The following is a 19548-nucleotide window of genomic DNA, read 5'->3' as shown; positions in this document are numbered from 1 at the left end:
AAACTCAAGAGAAACTATGAAAGCGTCATAGCAATGGCCTGCGCTTTTCTGTGGCTACCAATGTGAAACGGGAACAGACCCTAGGCCTTCGTGTGCAAACATCGTGATTGACTCCTGTTGTTCACTTTGTCGGTCCGTGAAAGGCTAGTCGCTGAAACGTTTCAGTTCATGAAGAATTATTAAGGAACTTTTGGTCGGGATGCGTTAGGGTGCGCAGCGCGGGTCTCGCAGCGATGCCGTGGGCGCTGCTCAACGAGCAAGATCTGTGCGCGTGGCCTGCGATTCTCACAGGTATCTTTACCGCCACCACGGAACTAGATGATGTCATCACGAGACTATAAGCACGCTCGCGTTCGGCAGATCTTCTGGCCGACCGCGCATTCTTATGATCTCGGAGGTTCATGACATGAAGTCCCTTTTTCGTCCAGGCTTGCTGCTGGCTGTCGCTTTACCCTTGTTGCTGGCTGGTTGTGGAGACAAGGAGCCTGAGCAGCGCACCGCGTTCTCTCAGTTCCTGCAAACCCGGATAATCGACAAGCCTGGCGTGCATGTTCCCAAACTGACGGACGAAGAAAAGAAAGCCTTCGGTGATTACAGCTCCCACTACGCCGTGATTTCCGACTTCGGCTCGGGCATGGACACCGCTGTTCAGCCGCTCGCCGGGTTGATGCAAAAGGGCTCGTTCCGTTCGGTGAGTGATGTGATCGAACGTCGCGCTGATCTGGCCTCTGTGCAGAAAGGCCTTGATGAGGTCGGTGAAAAGCTGACCATCGAACAGGGCAAGGCCGATGCGGCGCATGCCAAGCTCAAGCAGCCCGATGACCTGAAAGTCGTTTACGACAAGGCCTATGACAGGACGGTCAGCGTGCCTGCCAACACGTTCCGCGAAGTATTGCCGCAAGTGAAGGGCACCTTTGCAAGCAGCCTGAAAGTTGCTGATTATGTGGAAGCGCATAAATCGCAAATCGACATTTCGGGTTCGGCGATCACCGTCAAGGACCCGGTGGTGCAGACCGAGCTTAACAAACTGCTGCTGGAGCTCAATGAGCAGGGCAAAAATGCCCAGCAAGCCCAGGCTCGTCTGCAGGCGCTCATGACCGGGCGTTGATGCCGTTGCCCGGCGCTATTGCCGGGTGTGTTTGTCTGTCATGTATGATCCGGGTTTCCAGCCACTGGCACCCGGATCAACTGCCCGATGATCACGACCCCACCCTTGACGATCACCCTGCGCGACGCCTCTTCAGCAGATACCTTTTGCCTCAGCGCACTGGGCATGCAGGTCTTTCTCGACACCTACGCGACGCAGGGCATTCGGGAATCCATCGCACGCGAAGCCCTCGACGCTTTCGCCCCGCAAGCGTTTGCGCATCTACTTGCCGAACCGGCAACGCTCATTATTGTGGCTGAATCCCAGGGGCACCTGATTGGCTTCGCCCAGCTCACCTTGCGTGCAGATCACCCAATGCTTGGCATCTCGACAGCCGCCGAGTTGCAGCGCTTGTATGTACAAGAGCGTTTCACCGGGCGTGGCGCGGGGCGGCTGTTGCTCGAAGCTGCCGAGCAGCGTGCAGCCTCAGGGCATGCGACGCTGCTGTGGGCCACTGTCTGGGTTGGCAACCCTCGCGCGTTGGGGTTTTATCCTCGCCAGGGCTACGAGGTGAAAGGCTCCCCGCGCTATGTGTTTCAGGGCGAAACACATGAGAACTGCCTGTTTGCCAAAGCAATCGTCAAGGCGGTGCCGTAGAGGCTGCGGTGTACGGTCGAAACGGAACTCCGTGACTCCTCACAAGCCTCACGTTTATCCTGCCGCACCATCCTGAGTATTGTCTGTAGGAGTCGTTGCAGTGACCACCATCAAAATTACCGCCGGCGGGTATGAGTTTCTGGCCATCGCCCATCCGGATGCACCGCAGACCGTCGAGGCGTTTCTGAAGTTGTTGCCTTATCGGCAGAAATTCATCCATGTGCGCTGGAGCGGCGAGGGCTGCTGGGTGCCGCTGGATGATTATCAACTCAAGCTCGATGACAAACTCATCTGTTTCGAGAACGCCACCAGCCATCCTTCGGTGGGCGATATTCTGTTTTATCCGGGTGGCTACAGCGAAACCGAGATTATCCTCGCGTACGGCTCGTGCTGCTTTGCCAGCAAGATGGGGCAGTTGGCGGGCAATCACTTCCTGACCATCACTGAGGGCAAAGAGAATCTGCGCAAACTGGGCGTGAAAACACTGTGGGAAGGTGCTCAGGACGTGGTTCTCGAGCTGGCTTGAGCCAGTGTTTAGCGCACGGTGTTCATTCGCCAGCATTTGTTGGAACTGCTGATCTTCGCCAGGGGTCTAGTCCACAATGCTTCCATCTCCCGGAAGCCGACCTGGAGACAAGACTGTGAATATTTTCGAAGCACTGCGCGAAAGCCACGACCGTCAACGCGGCTACGCCGATGCACTGATCAAGACCAGCGGCGACAGTGCTGAACGCGAGCAAGCGTACAAGCAGCTCAAGGATGAGCTTCAGGCCCACGAGACCGCTGAAGAGCGCCACTTCTACATTCCTTTGATGGCCCACGACAACGGTGTGGACCTGAGCCGCCATGCCATTTCCGAGCATCATGAAATGGACGAAATGATGGAAGAGCTCGACGAAACCGAGATGTCCAGCCCGGCGTGGCTGGCAACCGCGAAAAAACTGTCGGAAAAAGTACACCATCACTTGAAAGAAGAAGAGCAGAAGTTCTTCCAGATGGCCGGCAAGCTGCTTGACGAAAAACAGAAAGAGAGCCTGGCTGGCGAGTACGTAAAGGAATACGAAGAGCAATTGGCCGAGGGCTGATAGGTCGTTGCAATGCTAGAATCGGCTTTTTATCAGCGTGGGCATGACATGAAGTTTCTGTTTTTGACGAGCGCTACTGTGATTGCAGCAGTGGCGCTAAGCGGGTGCGCGGCGCCATCCAGTTCGGCACGCTCGGCAGGGCCTTCAAAGGTAATGTCCAGCGCCAAGCAGGCCAGCGCCGTTGCCCAGTGCATTCAGGTGACATGGCAGAACGAAGCCATGTTCGGCACCTCCTCGGATGTGTTCCTGCATGACCTGGCGGGCGGCGGCTTTACTGTGTTCACCACCGAATCGAAGTATTTCGCTGACGTGCAGAGCAAAGGCCCGGCCACCACCGTCGAGTTTTATGCCCCGCAAGGCGACACCCAGGCGGCATTGCGATCTGCGGCGATTGCCACCTGCCTTTGATGGCGCTGGTCGTTGCATGCACGTCCGGATGAGCGGCTTGTGCCGACTGTAGCGAGTCGGGCGACGCTTCGCTTGTCCAGACCTGTCTGCAATGTAGGAGCGGACTTGTCCGCGAACTGCCGGGAACCGGCAGTAAACCGGTACATACGGTACATACGGTACATCAGGTACGACCGAGGTAGTCTGGATCAGGGCCGCTTCGCAGCCCATCGCGGACAAGTCCGCTCCCACGCCCTTCGGGCAGAAGCCCGTTATGTGGCAGCGGACCGGGCGACGCTTGGCTTGTCCGCGAACTGCAGGGAACCGGCAGCAAAAGCTCAGCGCCCGAGCCTGCACCCATAACCGAACACACGCACAAGAATGGGGCCATCCCACTCAGCTGTGGCAATGGGTAGCAGCATTTCCAGAGTCCGTCTTCACGCCACCACTCGCCCCCCGTTTTCAGCCCGTTGATTTATCTCGGCTTTTTTATGCGGTGTTTTCCGGCTGCCTCCTGTGGCACACTTTCTGCTGTCTATTCCGTTGTTACACACCATTATCCGCTATAGCGGAATAACGAATACCTCGGCGGAGTTTATGTCATGCATCGCGGACCTTCTTTTCTGAAAGCTTGTGCATTTGTGCTTGCAGCCTCATTCAGCCTCGCTAATACGGTGCAGGCGGCTGAGGGCAGCAAACTGGATGCGGTATTGAAACGCGGCAATCTGGTCGTCGGCACGGGCAGCACCAATGCGCCGTGGCACTTTCAGGGCGCAGACGGAAAATTGCAGGGATTCGATATCGACATCGGCAGGATCATCGCCAAGGGATTGTTCAATGACCCGAGCAAGGTCGAATTCGTGGTGCAGTCTTCGGACGCACGGATTCCCAACCTGCTGACCGACAAGGTCGACATCAGTTGCCAGTTCATCACCGTCACCGCCAGCCGCGCGCAGCAAGTGGCCTTTACTCTGCCGTACTACCGCGAAGGCGTGGCGCTGCTGTTGCCCGCCAACAGCAAGTACAAGGAAATCGATGACCTGAAAACCGCAGGTGACGGTGTCACTGTCGCTGTGCTGCAAAACGTCTACGCCGAAGAACTGGTCCATCAGGCGCTGCCCAAGGCCAAGGTCGATCAATACGACAGCGTCGATCTGATGTATCAGGCGATCAATTCCGGTCGTGCCGATACCGCCGCCACCGATCAGTCTTCGGTGAAATACCTGATGGTGCAGAACCCTGGCCGCTACCGCTCACCGGCGTTTGCCTGGAGCCCGCAAACCTACGCCTGTGCCGTCAAACGTGGCGATCAGGACTGGCTGAACTTCGTCAACACCGCTTTGCATGAAGCCATGACCGGTGTCGAATTCCCGGCGTATGCCGCCTCGTTCAAACAGTGGTTTGGTGTGGACCTGCCAGTGCCGGCAATCGGTTTCCCGATGGAATACAAATAAGTCCATTCAGACCTTCAAGGGCAGGGCAGGCCGCTGGGCCTACCCTGCCAGGTACGGACAAGCATGAATTATCAATTGAATTTTGATGCCGTATGGCGCGACTTTCCCAACTTGCTGGCCGGGTTGGGGCTCGGTCTGGAACTGGCGCTGATCTCGATCGCCATCGGTTGTGTGATCGGCTTGATGAACGCCTTCGCACTGTTGTCGCGTTACCGGGCGCTGCGAATTGTGGCCTCGATCTACGTGACGGTGGTGCGCAACACGCCGATTCTGGTGTTGATCCTGCTGATCTACTTCGCTTTGCCCGGCCTGGGCATTCGCCTGGACAAACTGGCGTCTTTTGTCGTCACGCTGTCGCTCTATGCGGGCGCGTATCTGACCGAAGTGTTCCGTGCCGGGTTGTTGAGTATCCACAAGGGGCAGCGTGAAGCAGGGCTGGCCATCGGTCTGGGTGAATGGCAGGTGCGGGCCTACATTATCGTGCCGGTGATGTTGCGCAACGTGCTGCCAGCGCTCTCCAACAACTTTATCTCACTGTTCAAGGACACGTCGCTGGCGGCTGCCATTGCCGTGCCGGAGCTGACTTATTACGCGCGCAAGATCAACGTCGAAAGCTACCGGGTGATTGAAACCTGGCTGGTCACCACTGCGCTATACGTGGTGTCCTGCTACGTGATCGCCCTGTTGCTGCGCACCCTCGAACAACGTCTGGCGATTCGCCGCTAGGAGGCTGTCATGTACCAACCCCCTGGCTGGCTGCAGGAATTGTGGACTGCGCGGGAAGTGCTCTGGTCGGGCTTTCTGACCAGTATTCAGTGCTCGGCGCTGGCGATTGTGGCGGGCACGCTGATCGGCATGCTGGCCGGTCTGGTGTTGACCTACGGCGGATTTTTCGCACGGCTGCCGATCCGGCTGTATGTCGATCTGATTCGCGGCACGCCGGTCTTCGTTCTGGTGCTGGCGGTCTTTTATATGGTGCCGGCGCTGGGTTGGCACATCAGTGCATTTCAGGCCGGAGCAATAGGCTTGACCCTGTTCTGCGGTTCGCATGTTTCGGAAATCGTGCGCGGCGCGTTACAGGCCATCCCTCGCGGGCAGATCGAGGCGGGCAAGGCGATTGGCCTGCGCTTTAATCAGACGCTGCGCTATGTGCTGCTGCCTCAGGCTATGCGCCAGATTCTGCCGACCTGGGTCAATTCCTCGACCGAGATCGTCAAGGCCTCGACGCTGTTATCGGTGATTGGCGTGGCCGAATTGCTGCTGAGCACCCAGCAGGTGATCGCTCGAACGTTCATGACCCTGGAGTTTTACCTCTTCGCAGGCTTTCTATTCTTCCTCATCAACTACGCCATCGAGCTTCTTGGGCGACAGATCGAAAAACGGGTGGCCTTGCCATGACACAGACTCATACCGCAACCCCCGGCCCGGCGCTGCTGAGCATCGAGGGCCTGCATAAATCCTATGGCGAAGTGGAAGTGCTCAAGGGCGTCGATCTGCGTATGCAGAAAGGCAATGTAGTGACCCTGATCGGCTCCAGTGGCTCGGGCAAAACCACCTTGCTGCGCTGCGTCAACCTGCTGGAAGAGTTTCAGGGGGGGGCGTATTCAGCTTGAAGGCCAGGACATCGGTTACAGCCATGTGGATGGCAAGCGCACCCGCCACCCCGAACGTCTGATCGCGAAGCACCGGGCCATGACCGGCATGGCGTTCCAGCAATTCAACCTGTTTCCGCACCTCAGCGCCTTGCAGAACGTCACCCTGGGCCTGCTCAAGGTCAAGAAGATGCCCAAGGATCAGGCGATTGCGCTGGCCGAAAAGTGGCTGGACCGGGTCGGGCTGCTGGAGCGGCGCAATCATTTTCCCGGTCAATTGTCCGGTGGACAGCAACAGCGAGTGGCCATTGCTCGCGCTATTGCCATGAACCCCAGCCTGATGCTGTTCGATGAAGTCACCTCGGCGCTTGACCCGGAACTGGTCGGCGAAGTACTGAGCGTCATCAAGGACCTGGCCGAGGACGGCATGACCATGCTGCTGGTGACGCACGAAATGCGCTTTGCCTACGAAGTCTCGGACCAGATCGTCTTCATGAACCAGGGCCGCATCGAAGAGCAGGGCGCACCGAAAGCCCTGTTCGAACAGCCGAAGTCAGCGCGCTTGAGCGAATTTCTCAAGAACATCCGTTTTTAACCGTTCACACTCACGTTTCAAACCAGGGAGAACCTCATGACTATTACCCGTTATGGCGCAGGCAGCACCGCAGGTGGCGGTCAGCCGCGTCCATTCGCCCGAGCAGTCGAGGCAGACGGCTGGCTGCACGTTTCCGGCCAGGTTCCGGCGCTGGATGGCGAGATTATTGTGGGCGGTATCGTCGAGCAGACGCACCAGACCATGCGTAACCTGATCGCCATTCTCCAAGAGGCCGGTTACGACATCAAGGACGTGGTACGCGTCGGTGTATGGCTGGAAGACCCGCGGGACTTCTGGAGCTTCAACAAGGTATTCGGCGAATACTTCAGCCCCGAACACGCCCCGGCACGCGCTTGCGTACAGGCCAACATGATGGTCGACTGCAAAGTCGAAATCGACTGTATAGCTTATAAGCTTAAGTAGCAGCTGCAAGCTGCAAGCTGCAAGCTGCAAGCTGCAAGCTGCAAGCTACAAGCGGCAAGCTATAAGCCAGATCAAATGAGGCTTTTGGTTTGAAGCTTGAAGCTGCAGCTTCCCAAGGAACCTTTCATGACCGAAGACTTGATCAAGCGTCGGGCGCGCGGGTTGGACCGGGCGTTCGATATTCTGGATTTTCTCAAGGAAAAGGCCAGGCCCATGCGCCCCAATGAAATTGCCAGCGGGATTGGCAGCCCCAAATCGACTGTCTACGAGCTGGTGGCCTCGTTGCTGGAGCGGCGGATTCTGGAGTCGGTCGGCAAGGACGGGCATGTCTATCTGGGCCGTCAACTGTATTTTCTCGGCCAGGCACACTTGCGGCATTTCGATTTGACCCGCGAGGCCGAGGCCTGTCTGGGCGATATCGTCAGCCAGACCCGGGAAACCGCGCAGATGTGCCTGCTTAACGGGCGCAAGTACACGGTGGCGCTGATGAAGGAGGGCGAGCGACATTTCCGGATTTCTTCGGACATCGGTGAAAACGCGCCCATCCCCTGGACGGCTTCCGGCCGCTTGCTGCTCAGTCACCTGACCGATCAACAGATCGTCGACCTGATCGATCCCGATGACTTCATTCTGCCGGATGGCGAACGCCTGCCGCTGGAAACCTTCCTGCGCGAAATTCGCACGGCGGGTGAAGAGGGCTTCTTTTCTTTCGATAGCGTGGCCGACACCTTCACCCATTGCTTTGCCGCGCCGGTCAAGAATGAACAGGGCCAGTGCATCGCAACCCTGTGCATCGTTGCGCCGCGTGCAGACGCCAAAACCCATTACGACGACTATCGGCGGGTGCTGATTGACAGCGCCAATGGCCTGGCTCGCCGAATCAACGAATAACTGCAAGGGGCTACTGAATGAGCACCGTCGTCATGGACACCGCTGTTATGAACATCGCCGTTATGGAAAAAGGGGAAGCTCAGCCGGGTGATCGTCTGCTCAGCGATGTCAGCCTGCCCGCACTGGTCATCCACAATCAGGCGCTGGAGCACAACATTCGCTGGATGCAACAGTTTGTCACCGACAGCGGCGCCGAGCTGGCGCCGCATGGCAAGACCAGCATGGTCCCCATGCTGTTTCGTCGTCAGCTGGACGCAGGTGCCTGGGGCATGACGCTGGCGACGGCCATCCAGACTCAGGCTGCGTACGCCCATGGGGTAAAGCGCGTACTGATGGCCAACCAGTTGGTGGGTGCGCCCAACATGGCGGTAATCGCCGGTCTGCTGGCCGATCCGATGTTTGAATTCCACTGCATGGTCGATCACCCCGACAACGTCGCGGCGCTGGGCGAGTTTTTTGCGGCGCGCGGGCTGCGCTTGAACGTGATGATCGAATACGGCGTGCCGGGCGGGCGTTGCGGCTGTCGCAGTGAAGCGCAGGCGCTGGCGCTCGCTGATGCCGTTCAGGCGCAACCGGCGCTGGCATTGACCGGCATCGAAGGTTACGAGGGCGTCATTCACGGCGATCAGGCGATTGCCGGCATCAAGGCTTTCGCGGCATCGCTGGTCAGCCTGGCGATTGATCTGCAGGATAAGGGTGCGTTTGCGCTTGATCGCCCGATTGTCACTGCGTCGGGCTCGGCCTGGTACGACCTGATCGCCGAAGCATTCGACGCCCAGGCGGTTCGCGAGCGGTTTCTCAGCGTGCTGCGCCCCGGCAGTTACGTGGTGCATGACCACGGCATCTATAAAGACGCGCAATGCTGCGTGCTGGACAGGCGCGCCGAGTTGAGCGAAGCGCTGCGTCCGGCGCTGGAGGTCTGGGCGCATGTGCAGTCCATGCCGGAACCGGGCTTTGCCGTGATCGCCATGGGCAAGCGCGATGTGGCCTATGACGCAGGCTTGCCTAACCCGTTGTTGCGTTATAAACCGGGCGTATCGTCAGCACCGGGCGATGACGTCAGCGCCTGCAAGGTCACCGCGGTGATGGATCAGCACGCCTTCATGACGGTCGCTGCGGGTTGCGAATTGAAGGTGGGCGACATCATTTCCTTCGGCACCTCACACCCGTGTCTGACCTTCGACAAGTGGCGTTCAGGTTGCCTGGTGGATGATGACCTGCGGGTTATCGAGCCCTTCAGCACGTGTTTCTAGTCCAAGCGTACGCAGGAGCTACCACGCCATGAGCCTTCCACGTATCGCCCTGATCGGCGAATGCATGATCGAACTGCAGCAGCATGCCGACGGCAGCCTGCACCAGAGCTTCGGTGGCGACACGCTGAACACGGCGGTCTATCTTTCCCGCCTGCTGGGTGAGCGGGCCAAGGTCGATTACGTCACGGCACTGGGTGACGACAGTTTCAGCGATGCCATGTGCCGGGCCTGGGCGGACGAGGGCATTGGTCTGGGCAAAGTGCAGCGTATGCCGGGTCGGCTGCCCGGGCTTTACTGCATCCAGACCGATGCCAGCGGTGAGCGGCGTTTTCTTTACTGGCGCAACGAGGCCGCCGTGCGTGACTGCTTCATGACGCCGGCTGCCGAGCCAATCCTCGCAGCACTGGCCAGCTACGACGTGCTGTACTTCAGTGGCATCACCCTGGCGGTGCTGGGTGAACAAGGCCGCGCCCGATTGCTGGAAGCGCTGGGCCGCGCACGCTTGCGCGGGGTTCGGGTGGCCTTCGACAACAATTACCGCCCGCGGCTGTGGGCCAGTGTCGAGCAGGCGCGTGAGGCCTATCAGGCGTGCCTGCCGCATGTGGATCTGGCGTTGCTGACCGAGGACGATGAGCAGGCCCTGTATGGCTACGCCGGCAGTGAAGAATTACTGGCGGCCTATCGAGACCGTGGCATCGGTGAAATAGTGGTCAAGCGTGGCGCGCATAGCTGCCTGATCGAGGCGGGCGGCGAGCGTTTCGAGGTGGCCCCGCTGAAGGTAGAACACGTTGTCGATACCACCGCGGCAGGTGACTCGTTCAGCGCAGCCTACCTGGCTGCAAGGCTAATGGGCGAACGCCCGCAGCAGGCTGCTGAAGCCGGGCATCGCCTGGCCGCTGTGGTGATTCAACACCCCGGTGCGCTGATCGCAAAATCCGTCATGCCGGTTTGATAGCACTTGCCAGAGTGCATGCAGTTGATCGGCTAACGCACTGACCGCAAAGCATTTCGCTGGAACCTGCGGTCGAATGCGGCCACCATAGGCGCCTTTCTGCCTGCCAGCACACACCGTCGTGGTCCCAGGGGCATGCCGACGGTTATCTGAACGGGCACATCGAAGGCGTCCGCGAAGGCTACGCCGACGGTTATCTCGACGGCCAGGAGCAGGGTCGTCAAGTGCTGGTGATCAATGACACGCGCCCGACCCTTCATCGCGGCCCCAAGGTGGATGATCACCTGTTCGATGACTGGCGATTAGCCCTCACGCCCGAACTGAAAAAACGCATCAAGAGCGATGTCGCCGAGAAACTGCCTGCTCACGTGCAGCCGAGTGCAGCGCAATGGAAGATGATTTTCAGCGACACGCCTTCTACCTACGTGATCGCTGGGGCCGGCGCGGGCAAATCCACCTCGCTGGTGGTGCGCATTCTGCTGCTGCATCACTACTTGGGCTTTGAACTGAATGCGATGACCGTGGTGACCTTCACGCGCGAGTCGCGCAAGGACTTCATCAACAAGTTGATCGACGTCATGGCGCTGTGGGGCCATGCGCTTGAGCAAAAGCAGGCCAGGGATCTGGTGCGCACCTTCCACTCACGCATTCTGCCGCTGGTGCGCAGCCTGCCTGGGTTTGAACAACTGCGAGCGTTCGAGAACCTCAGCAGCCAGTCATCGGGCCAGGAAGAAGCGGACAGCAACCCCTTCGATTTGCGCATCAACGACGCGCAACGTCAGCAATTGAACCTCTGCTACCGTGATCTATACGCCAGCAATGAGCGTTTTCGCGAAGTCATGGCGCCGCTGTATCGCCATGCCTTGCAGCTCAAGGAACTGGACCGCGATCACCCTGACGTGCAGAAACGCGTTGCCGTGACCGAGCTGTCCTCGAAACGCGATGAAGAATGGTGCGACACCGTCGAAGACCTGTGGATTCGCGCTGGCGTGTGGCCTATAAAAGGCATTGAGCCCATGCGCCAAACCGTTGAAATAAATGGATTTCCTTTCCATTTCCACGGTTATATCGCCGAGCTGGATGCCTGGGTTGTGTTGGGTCTGGATGCCAGTGAAGACCAGCAACTCAAGCGTCCAGGAGCCAAACTGCCGGTCTGGGCTGAAGGCGTCATAAAGCGCACCCTGTTTCAAGCTTTCTGCAATAAGCCATTGATATGGATGGATAATTATCAATCGGCTGACAAGGTCTTGCAGTCGTTGTCAGGCTCGGCTGTGGCCGGGCCCGGTTTCGATTATCGGGTCAAGGGCGAGCTGGGTGCCGCGCCCTTGCTCGACTGTTTTGTCACCGCCGCGAGCTTCATCGAGAACCTGGGGCTCGACGTGCCGAGTGCGGTGGCCGACATGAGCTTTGCCAGCGACGACCCGGACCGCTTCTTTTTCGAAGGGCTCAGTCTGTTCTGGAAAGCCTTCGAAAGTCACTTGCTGGCCCAGACCCCGCCGATCATGACCTACAACCGGATGTTTGCGCTGTTCGGTGAAACATCACCGGAAAACCTCAGGCAGGTCAGTGATCCGATGCTGAGGCTGTTGTCGCATTTGATGATCGACGAGTTTCAGGACGTGTCGCCACAGATCGTCTCCTGGATTCGCGCCAGCCTGCGAGAAATCCGGCGGCGGGGGCCTGCCATGCACGTGGGGCGTATCGCGCAGCGCTCATCGTTGCTGTGTGTGGGGGACGACTGGCAGTCGATCTACGGCTGGCGTGGCAGTTCGCCGAAGTACTTCATGGAGTTTGCCAAGGAGTTTTCTTCACCGGCGACCACCAAAGTCATGCTCAGCGAGAACTTCCGCAGTCATCAGCACATCATTGACGCCGCCGAGCATATTGTTCGCGCGGCCCCGGCCATTGCCGGCAAAAAGGCTCGCGCCAGCGGCGCACCTCAGGAGCTACTGGCGGTCAAGGTGCTGGACCGCGACGAGGATGAGTTGGCCGAGCGTGTGGCCGAGCACTACAACGACGGCGACTCGATTCTGCTGCTGTACCGCAAGGGCAGCGAAAAAGCCCGTTTTGCCGCGCGGCTGCAGGCGTTGATCGACTCCGATGCAGCAAGGGGCGCGCAGGGTCGCCGGATCAGAACGTTGACCTATCACAGCTCCAAGGGCTTGCAGGCCGATGCCGTGTTCTTGCTGGGCGATTGTCAGCATCTGACCGTCTCGCCTTACAAGAATCAGGTCTACCGGCTGGCAGGGCTGGGTGATGCGAACGATCTTCAGCCGTTTGACACGGCACAGAAAGATGAAGTCTTGCGGCTGGCTTATGTGGCCATCACTCGCTCGGCGCGGCACTGTTATTGGTACATAGACGAAAATGCCGGCGCGGGAGAGAGTGCTCACATGCCCAAGGCATCGGACCGGGTTGCCCGTGACAAGCCTTTTTTCGAAGACCTGCGCAGCAAGGCCCGGATGGGCTGACGCTGTCAGTTCAGGAAAAGCCGGCGACCTGCTGAGGCGTATGGGTGCCAAACAGCTCGAGCTCATCCTCGATCGCTTCGATGATGCGCTCCACGTCTGCGGCGTTCATGACGGTGGAACAGGGCAAGCCGGCAATGGCGACCACTGTTTCACCGCTGGCACGATCAAACAGGCGCGCAATCATGCTGCCGGGCGCATCCATCGTGGCTTCGAAACCCACCGGATGGAAATGCCAGCGCATGAGTTGGCAGGCGTTGGGGAACGTGACTTTGGTCATTGCAATGGCCCACCTGAATCAATCGAGCACTTCCTTTGCTCCAAGGGGTAGGCAGACCAGACAGAATTCATTCGGTAAAGCAGGAATGACAAGGCGATGAACCCGTAAACTCATCTGTCGAGTCGTGCTGCTTTCCAGCAGGATTGCCGAGCGGTCTGACGAGTAATGAACATAGCACTTGCAAGCACTTTTCTGGAAAATTTTTTTATGACGCTGCATGAAAAAATCTATTACATGATCTGCATCATTAAAGGGTATTCATAGGCACATTTCGTGCAGTCGTCAATCAGCGGCTGAAACGCTTTTACAGACCTTATTTGCTTAAACGAAGGTAGTTTTCATGCCCGCTCTGGGGCAAGCTGTCGGCATTGACCGAGGAACTGCGCATGCTGAAAAAATCCCTTGCTGCACTGATGTTGCTGGCCTCGACCAGCCATGCTGCAGAGACGGTCAATATCTACAACTGGACGGACTATATTGCTCCAGACACCTTGAAAAATTTCGAAGCGGCCACCGGTTTCAAGACCACTTACGAGACCTATGAGAGTAACGAGGCGTTGAACGCCAAACTGATCGCTGGCCATTCCGACTACGATCTGGTCTTTCCGTCCATTCACTTCATGGGGCGGCAGATCGAAAAGGGCCTGCTCAAGACGCTCGACAAGAAACAGCTGCCCAACTGGAAAAACCTCAACCCCGGTCTTGCTCAAGGCACTGCAGGGCAGCGACCCCGGCAATCAGCATGGTTTTCCTTATTTGTGGGGCAGCACCGGGATCGGCTACGACGTGGCCAAAGTCAAAGCGGTGCTGGGCAAGGATGCACCACTTGATTCCTGGGACCTGGTCCTCAAGCCGGAAAACATGAAAAAGCTCGCCCAGTGCGGCGTCGCTTTTCTGGACAGCGCGCCCGCGCTGCTGCCAATCACTCTGAATTATCTGGGCCTGCCGCCGCACAGCGAGGTGCCGGACGATTACACCAAGGCCAAAGCGGTGCTGGATGGCGTGAGGCCTTACGTGCGCAACTTCAGCTCCTCCGATTACATCAGCGACCTTGCGGCGGGCAAGATTTGTGTGGCGGTAGGCTACTCCGGCGATATTTCTCTGGCGCAGGAGCAGGCGCACAAGGCGGGGAGCAGCGCGAGGATCAATTATGTGGTTCCAAAAGAGGGCGCGCCCATGTGGTTTGACATGATCGCCATCCCGGCTGACGCGTCTGACACCAAGGGCGCTTATGCCTTCATGAATTATCTGCTGCGCCCGGAAGTGATCGCTAATATCACCAATAGCGTGCATTACGCCAACGGTAACGAAAAGGCAGACGCTCTGATCAACCCGGGCCTGTGGACGGACACCACGGTGTACCCAGACGAAGACATGCTGAGCCGCTTGTTTGTGATGTCCCAGGTGCCGATCAATATCGAATCGCTGCGTACCGGGCTCTGGGACGCAGTGAAAGCCGGCCAGTAAGATCTGGCCCTCAAATCACATGCGCCTGATGCAGTTCAGTCAGCGCCTCGGCTTTTAGCCTGGCCAGCAGTGGGTCACGACGGTCCCGAGGCGTTTGCAGCCCGACCGGCAGCTCATGAGTGATGGTGCCGGGGCGACACCAGCACTCGATCACTCAAATACAATGCCTCGTCGACATCATGAGTCACCAGCAGCAGAGTGATTGCGTGGCGCTCGGCCAGTTGCAGCAGCAGGTCCTGCAGTTTCATGCGCGTGAAGGCATCCACCGCGCTGAACGGCTCATCCAGCAGCAGTATCGTGGGGTGTGAATACAGGCCGCGAGCAATCGCCACGCGTTGCGCCATGCCGCCGGATAGCGCCTTTGGCAATGCATTGGCGAAACCGGACAGGCCCACTTCTTCGATCAGTTGACTGACCCATTTGCGGTCGTAGCCGTTATCGTCACTGAAACCGATATTCTGCTCGACTGTCAGCCACGGCATCAGGCGCGGCTCCTGAAATACGAACGCGACCTCGCCCTGAATGCGCTCCACCGAACCACGAAAATCCTGTTCCAGGCCCGCGACAATCCTCAGCAGAGTGCTTTTGCCACAGCCGCTGGGGCCGAGCAGGCTGACGATCTCACCGGTCTGCAGCGACAGGTTTATGTCATGCAGCACCGTATGGCCGGCGAAAGCCTTGCGATCGACACGAATATCCATCAAAGAATCCGACATTGCTCAGTCCTCCCGGCTCTGGCCGTTGAATGTGTCTCGCCAGGCCAGAAAGCGCCTCTCCAGGCCCGCCAGCAGGCCGTCGCTCAGCTTGCCCAGTGTGGCCAGCACGATAATGGCCGCCAGCACGATGTCCGGACGCGAGGTTTCCCGACCGTCACTGAGCAAATAGCCGAGGCCTTTGGTGGCCGCGATCAGTTCGGCAGCCACCAGAAACATCCACGCCAGGCTCATGCCGCTGCGTAAACCGGTGAACAGACCGGGCAGGGCGGCGGGCAGCAAAATGCGCCGGGTCAGGCGGTAACGGCTGAACCCGTACATCTGGCCGACTTCCACCAGCTTGCGGTCAATGCCGCGAATGGCCGCCACACCGTTGAGGTAAACCGGGAAAAACGCACCAATCGCAATCAGCACCACTTTCGAGGTTTCGCCGATACCCAGCCACAGCAGCAGTAGCGGCACCCAGGCCAGGCTCGGGATGGAACGAAGCCCGGCGAACGTTGGTTCCAGATAGGCTTCAGCCTCGCGACTAAGGCCCACCCAGGCGGCAAACACCAGCGCCAGACTGGCGCCGATCAAAAAGCCGCTGAGCACGCGTAACAGGCTGGCACTGATGTGTTTCCACAGCGCGCCGTCAGCCAGATCCCGCAGCGTCAGTACGATTTCGCTGGGCGCGGGCATCTGGTATGACGGCAACCAGCCGATGCGCACGACGATTTCCAGCACGATGATGATCAATGCGGGAACTACCAGCCCCTTGAGTGGCGTCCTGTAGCGCTGCCACAGCGTGCGTTGCGCGCTATCAGTCAATGCTGACTGCGCGGCAGCAGGCAAGTACTCGTCTCGACGGATCATGGGGCGGCGATCACGGTTTTGGCGAAGTTCGGCGTGATCAGTTGATCGATGACCTGCTCGGTATTCACGCCTTTGCGCACCAGGTCTTCAGACACCAGAATCGGCGCTGCGGACTTGGACGCTTCCACGTCTTTTGCGCTCAATTGCGGGTTGCTCAGGTCTGTACGGGACAATTGCAGCTTGGCGACGTCCAGCGGCAGGCCCGATTCGGTAGCCAGCAATCTGGCCAGCTCATCAGGGTTTTTCACGGCCCACTCACGGGCTTTTTCGTAGGCGGTCAATACCGTCTTGATCGCCTGCGGGTGTTCCTTGGCGTAGGTTTCGGTGACGCTCAGTACGCCATAGCTGTTGAAATCCTTGTTGCGGTAGAGCAAACGAGATTTCACTGGCCGCCATGTGCGGGTCAAGCCCGGCCCAGGCGTCCACGTCGCCTTTCTCAAGCGCTGTGCGTCCGTCTGGATGCTGCAGGTGCAACAACTCGACATCATCCTTTTTCAAACCGGCCTTTTGCAGGGCGCGCAAGGTGAACAGGTAAGGATCAGTGCCCTTGGTGGCAGCGATTTTCTTGCCTTTGAGCTCGGCAACCGATTGCAGGGTCGAGTCCTTGCGCACCACCAGCGCCGTCCATTCTGCGCGGCTATAGACGTAAACGGACTTGATCGGGCTGCCATTGGCCCGGGCCAGTACGGCGGACAGGCTGGCGGACGAAGCAAAGTCGACGCTGCCGCTGTTCAGGTATTCCAGCGAACGGTTACTGCCCTGGCTCAGCACCCACGAGACCTTGGCGTCAGGCAGCGTTTTTTCCAGCCAGCCGAAATGCTTGAGCGCCAGGCTGACCGGCGAATAGTAAGCGTAATCCAGGCGCACTTCGGAAGGTGGCGTTTCAGCTGCGTGTGCCGCACCCTGCAAGCTCAAAGCCACTGCGCAGGCCGTGGCCATCCAGCGAAACAGTGCACGGGGTGTCTGCAACCGAACAGAAGTATGGGGTTGTGGCATAGTGGGCGTCCAGATCAGGGGAACAAAGCTGCGACGACTGATTTGTATATTTCAAAATCAGCAGTCCAAAGTGCGTGAAATTCACAAATGGAATATTGCACGCTCTGTGCCAACGCCCCGAGCGCTCGGGCGACAAGGACTCGGGCTGTTCCTGGATACGCTGTGATGTTGAACTGGCAGCAGCCTGTTGATCTACTGTTGCCTGGACAACAGTTAGGCCGCATCAGCTGTTTTTCGACGATTTTCTGGCAGTTTTCTCTGCTGGCCTGCCGGTTTTTTTCATGACGATTGCAACAGAATCGTTTTTTGACACTCTTAATCACCCACATTCTTAATTTCGAAACATGTGCGCACTAAAATTCGCGCGTGATCATGGGTGTGCGTTTACTGCGCGCCTGTTCTATTGATCCGCAGAAATTCTCGGGACGAGCTGCACACGCCTGCACATTCGCACCAGCCAGCTGGCCGATCCCTTCAAATGCGCAACGGACTCAGAACATAATGAATATTCCAAAAATGCCTTTGACCGCCCGTCTGCAGCGCCGCATCGCCTGGTTCTTCTTTCCGTCACTGCTGGTGGTTTCTGCGCTGGTGTTGTTCACTGTGGCGAAGCGTGTGCATGCCGAGCCCAAGAATGGCACGCAAACGCTGGTGTTTCTTCGTCACGCTGAAAAGCCGGCGATGGGCCTGGGGCAGTTGAATTGTCAGGGGCTGAACCGGGCCCTGGAATTGTCCGAGGTGCTTCCCAGAGAATTCGGCAAGGCTGACTTCATTTTTGCTGCCAACCCGAGCCGGCATGTGGAAGAGGGTGAGGGCGACCTGTCCTACAGCTATGTACGTCCGCTGATGACGGTAGGGCCAAGCGCGATCAAACTGGGTTTGCCCGTCAACATCGACTTTGGTGCCAACGACACCAGCGAACTGGCCGACGAGCTGATGCGCGACAAGTACCACAATTCGATTATCTACACCGCCTGGTCTCACGGCTACTTGCCGGAGCTGATCAACAAGGTCGCTGAAGAAGCATCCGGCAAGGTCACCAATCTGGTTGATGACTGGACAGGCGACGATTTCGACTCAGTGGTGGTTGTCACCCTGAAGTGGGTCGACGGCAAGGCCACGCTCGATTACAAGAATCACAAGCAGGGCCTCAACAACGGCACCGAGGCTTGCCCCAAATCGACCTGACACCTGTCAACCGTTGAGAGATTTCATCGATTCGGCGTTGTAGCGCTCGCCTGACACGGCTCCGCTGGCCGGAAAGATTGCATCCAGTTGGGCCAGCTCATCGTGGCTCAAGGCCAGCGTGGCTGCGGCGACGTTGCTTTCCAGGTACTTGCGCTGTTTGGTGCCGGGAATGGGGATGATGTCATCGCCTTGAGCCAGCACCCAGGCCAGCGCCAGTTGCGACGCGCTGATGCCCTTGGCGGTAGCCAGCCCTTTGACCTTTTCGACCAAAGCCAGATTGCGATTGAAGTTTTCGCCCTGGAATCGTGGGCTGAAACGACGATAATCATCTTCAGCGAAATCGTCCACGGTGCGTAAGGCGCCGGTCAGAAACCCACGCCCCAGTGGGCTGTAAGCGACGAAGGCAATACCCAGACGGCGGCAGGTGGCGAGCACGTCATCGTGCTCCGGGTCACGCGACCACAGCGAGTATTCGCTTTGCACCGCCGCCAGCGGGTGCACCTTGTGCGCTCGCTCGATGGTCGCGGCACTGGCTTCGCAGATGCCGATGTGCCGAACCTTGCCCGCCTTGACCAGTTCGGCCATTGCGCCAATGGTGTCTTCGATGGGCACCTTGGGGTCTACGCGGTGCTGATAGTAGAGATCAAGATAGTCAGTGTTCAGGCGCTTGAGGCTACCGTCGATTGACTGACGAATGTACTCCGGGCTGCCGTTCACGCCACGCGCATGCGGGTCGTCGCCCCGTACGATGCCAAACTTGCTGGCCAGATAAATCCCTTCACGCTTGCCTTGCAGAGCCCGCCCCAGCAGCGCCTCATTGGTGTGCGGGCCGTACATGTCGGCGGTGTCGAAAAAAGTGACACCCAGCTCCAGCGCACGGTGCAGCGTGGCAATCGATTCCTGCTCGTCGATCCCCGTGGTGTAAAAGTCCGACATCCCCATGCAGCCCAGCCCGATGGCCGAAACCTGCGGACCGTGGTTACCCAGTTGGCGCGTGATCACAATGAGTTCTCCTGACGTTTTAAAGAGCCGTTGAGTCTCTGCTCTTTGGTTGGCGCAATAAACCGGGTGATTGTGATTTCACTGTTGGGAAATTCCGAATAATAGTATTCGCTGCGAAGCAACCCGACGAAGTCGGGCCGGAAACGGAGCTGGGACTTTGCCTACTTTGGTCCCTCAAAGTAGGGCGCCGAGGGGCGAAAAGG

Annotated in this window: 17 protein-coding genes and 4 pseudogenes; 16 read left to right on the top strand and 5 right to left on the bottom strand. The window is 58.4% G+C overall.

Features of this window, described 5'->3' with window-relative positions:
- Positions 1-406 precede the first annotated feature (406 nt).
- The 14 genes and pseudogenes from DW49_RS0115190 to DW49_RS0115120 all read left to right on the top strand — a co-directional run bounded on the left by DW49_RS0115190 (position 407) and on the right by DW49_RS0115120 (position 12847).
- Positions 407-1108, top strand: coding sequence for a DUF3053 domain-containing protein (locus DW49_RS0115190; protein ID WP_005618044.1), 702 nt, complete (start codon positions 407-409; stop codon positions 1106-1108).
- A gap of 87 nt (positions 1109-1195) precedes the next feature.
- Positions 1196-1744 (top strand): GNAT family N-acetyltransferase, encoded by a 549-nt coding sequence (locus tag DW49_RS0115185; protein ID WP_005618045.1) that lies wholly within the window; start codon positions 1196-1198, stop codon positions 1742-1744.
- Between the two features lie 100 nt (positions 1745-1844).
- Positions 1845-2270, top strand: coding sequence for a DUF3830 family protein (locus tag DW49_RS0115180; RefSeq protein WP_024420980.1), 426 nt, complete (start codon positions 1845-1847; stop codon positions 2268-2270).
- 115 nt (positions 2271-2385) lie between these two features.
- Positions 2386-2829, top strand: coding sequence for a hemerythrin domain-containing protein (locus DW49_RS0115175; protein ID WP_005618049.1), 444 nt, complete (start codon positions 2386-2388; stop codon positions 2827-2829).
- Positions 2830-2877: 48 nt separating this feature from the next.
- On the top strand, positions 2878-3237 hold the full coding sequence (locus tag DW49_RS1000000134040; RefSeq protein WP_044424631.1) for a hypothetical protein: 360 nt from the start codon (positions 2878-2880) through the stop codon (positions 3235-3237).
- Between the two features lie 581 nt (positions 3238-3818).
- Complete coding sequence (locus DW49_RS0115165; RefSeq protein ID WP_005618052.1) at positions 3819-4670, top strand: transporter substrate-binding domain-containing protein; 852 nt, start codon at positions 3819-3821, stop codon at positions 4668-4670.
- A 63-nt stretch (positions 4671-4733) separates the two neighbouring features.
- Positions 4734-5396, top strand: a complete 663-nt coding sequence (locus tag DW49_RS0115160) for an amino acid ABC transporter permease (protein ID WP_005618054.1) — start codon at positions 4734-4736, stop codon at positions 5394-5396.
- Positions 5397-5405: 9 nt separating this feature from the next.
- The gene (locus DW49_RS0115155; RefSeq protein WP_004396230.1) at positions 5406-6068 is read left to right on the top strand and encodes an amino acid ABC transporter permease; all 663 of its coding nucleotides are present in this window, start codon (positions 5406-5408) and stop codon (positions 6066-6068) included.
- Positions 6065-6857 (top strand): annotated as a pseudogene (locus tag DW49_RS01000000128425) (amino acid ABC transporter ATP-binding protein). The gene DW49_RS0115155 and the pseudogene DW49_RS01000000128425 overlap by 4 nt, the downstream one beginning before the upstream one ends.
- A gap of 36 nt (positions 6858-6893) precedes the next feature.
- Entirely contained in the window at positions 6894-7280 is a 387-nt protein-coding gene (locus DW49_RS0115145; RefSeq protein ID WP_005737658.1) for a RidA family protein, read from the top strand.
- Between the two features lie 126 nt (positions 7281-7406).
- Positions 7407-8171 carry an IclR family transcriptional regulator gene (locus DW49_RS0115140; RefSeq protein WP_005618056.1) on the top strand — a complete coding sequence of 255 codons (765 nt, stop codon included), beginning with the start codon at positions 7407-7409 and terminating at the stop codon, positions 8169-8171.
- A gap of 17 nt (positions 8172-8188) precedes the next feature.
- Complete coding sequence (locus tag DW49_RS0115135) at positions 8189-9424, top strand: amino acid deaminase (RefSeq protein ID WP_024421310.1); 1236 nt, start codon at positions 8189-8191, stop codon at positions 9422-9424.
- Positions 9425-9452: 28 nt separating this feature from the next.
- Positions 9453-10376, top strand: a complete 924-nt coding sequence (gene kdgK / locus DW49_RS0115130; protein WP_005618058.1) for a 2-dehydro-3-deoxygluconokinase — start codon at positions 9453-9455, stop codon at positions 10374-10376.
- 53 nt (positions 10377-10429) lie between these two features.
- Positions 10430-12847, top strand: a complete 2418-nt coding sequence (locus DW49_RS0115120; RefSeq protein WP_050556422.1) for a UvrD-helicase domain-containing protein — start codon at positions 10430-10432, stop codon at positions 12845-12847.
- A gap of 10 nt (positions 12848-12857) precedes the next feature.
- Here the strand turns inward: DW49_RS0115120 and DW49_RS0115115 are convergent, their stop codons facing one another.
- Complete coding sequence (locus DW49_RS0115115) at positions 12858-13124, bottom strand: DUF1652 domain-containing protein (protein ID WP_004396217.1); 267 nt, start codon at positions 13122-13124, stop codon at positions 12858-12860.
- A 386-nt stretch (positions 13125-13510) separates the two neighbouring features.
- Here DW49_RS0115115 and DW49_RS01000000128420 point away from each other — a divergent pair.
- A pseudogene (locus DW49_RS01000000128420) lies at positions 13511-14591 on the top strand (polyamine ABC transporter substrate-binding protein).
- A 10-nt stretch (positions 14592-14601) separates the two neighbouring features.
- Here DW49_RS01000000128420 and DW49_RS01000000128415 read toward each other — a convergent pair.
- The 3 genes and pseudogenes from DW49_RS01000000128415 to DW49_RS01000000128410 form a co-directional block, all read right to left on the bottom strand.
- Positions 14602-15307, bottom strand: a pseudogene (locus tag DW49_RS01000000128415) (ABC transporter ATP-binding protein).
- Between the two features lie 3 nt (positions 15308-15310).
- Positions 15311-16159: an ABC transporter permease gene (locus DW49_RS0115095; protein ID WP_005618065.1), complete on the bottom strand. Its 849-nt coding sequence runs from the start codon at positions 16157-16159 to the stop codon at positions 15311-15313.
- Positions 16156-17155: pseudogene (locus tag DW49_RS01000000128410) on the bottom strand (aliphatic sulfonate ABC transporter substrate-binding protein). Before DW49_RS01000000128410 ends, DW49_RS0115095 begins: the two are co-directional and overlap by 4 nt.
- 501 nt (positions 17156-17656) lie before the next feature.
- Here DW49_RS01000000128410 and DW49_RS0115085 point away from each other — a divergent pair.
- Complete coding sequence (locus DW49_RS0115085; protein WP_005618067.1) at positions 17657-18343, top strand: hypothetical protein; 687 nt, start codon at positions 17657-17659, stop codon at positions 18341-18343.
- Positions 18344-18349: 6 nt separating this feature from the next.
- Here the strand turns inward: DW49_RS0115085 and DW49_RS0115080 are convergent, their stop codons facing one another.
- Complete coding sequence (locus DW49_RS0115080) at positions 18350-19345, bottom strand: aldo/keto reductase (RefSeq protein ID WP_005618068.1); 996 nt, start codon at positions 19343-19345, stop codon at positions 18350-18352.
- Positions 19346-19548 lie beyond the last annotated feature (203 nt).

Source organism: Pseudomonas avellanae BPIC 631 (assembly GCF_000444135.1).
Lineage (GTDB): Bacteria > Pseudomonadota > Gammaproteobacteria > Pseudomonadales > Pseudomonadaceae > Aquipseudomonas > Aquipseudomonas avellanae.
The sequence above is the reverse complement of the archived record's forward strand: the minus strand, read 5'-3'. Positions and strand labels throughout refer to the sequence as shown.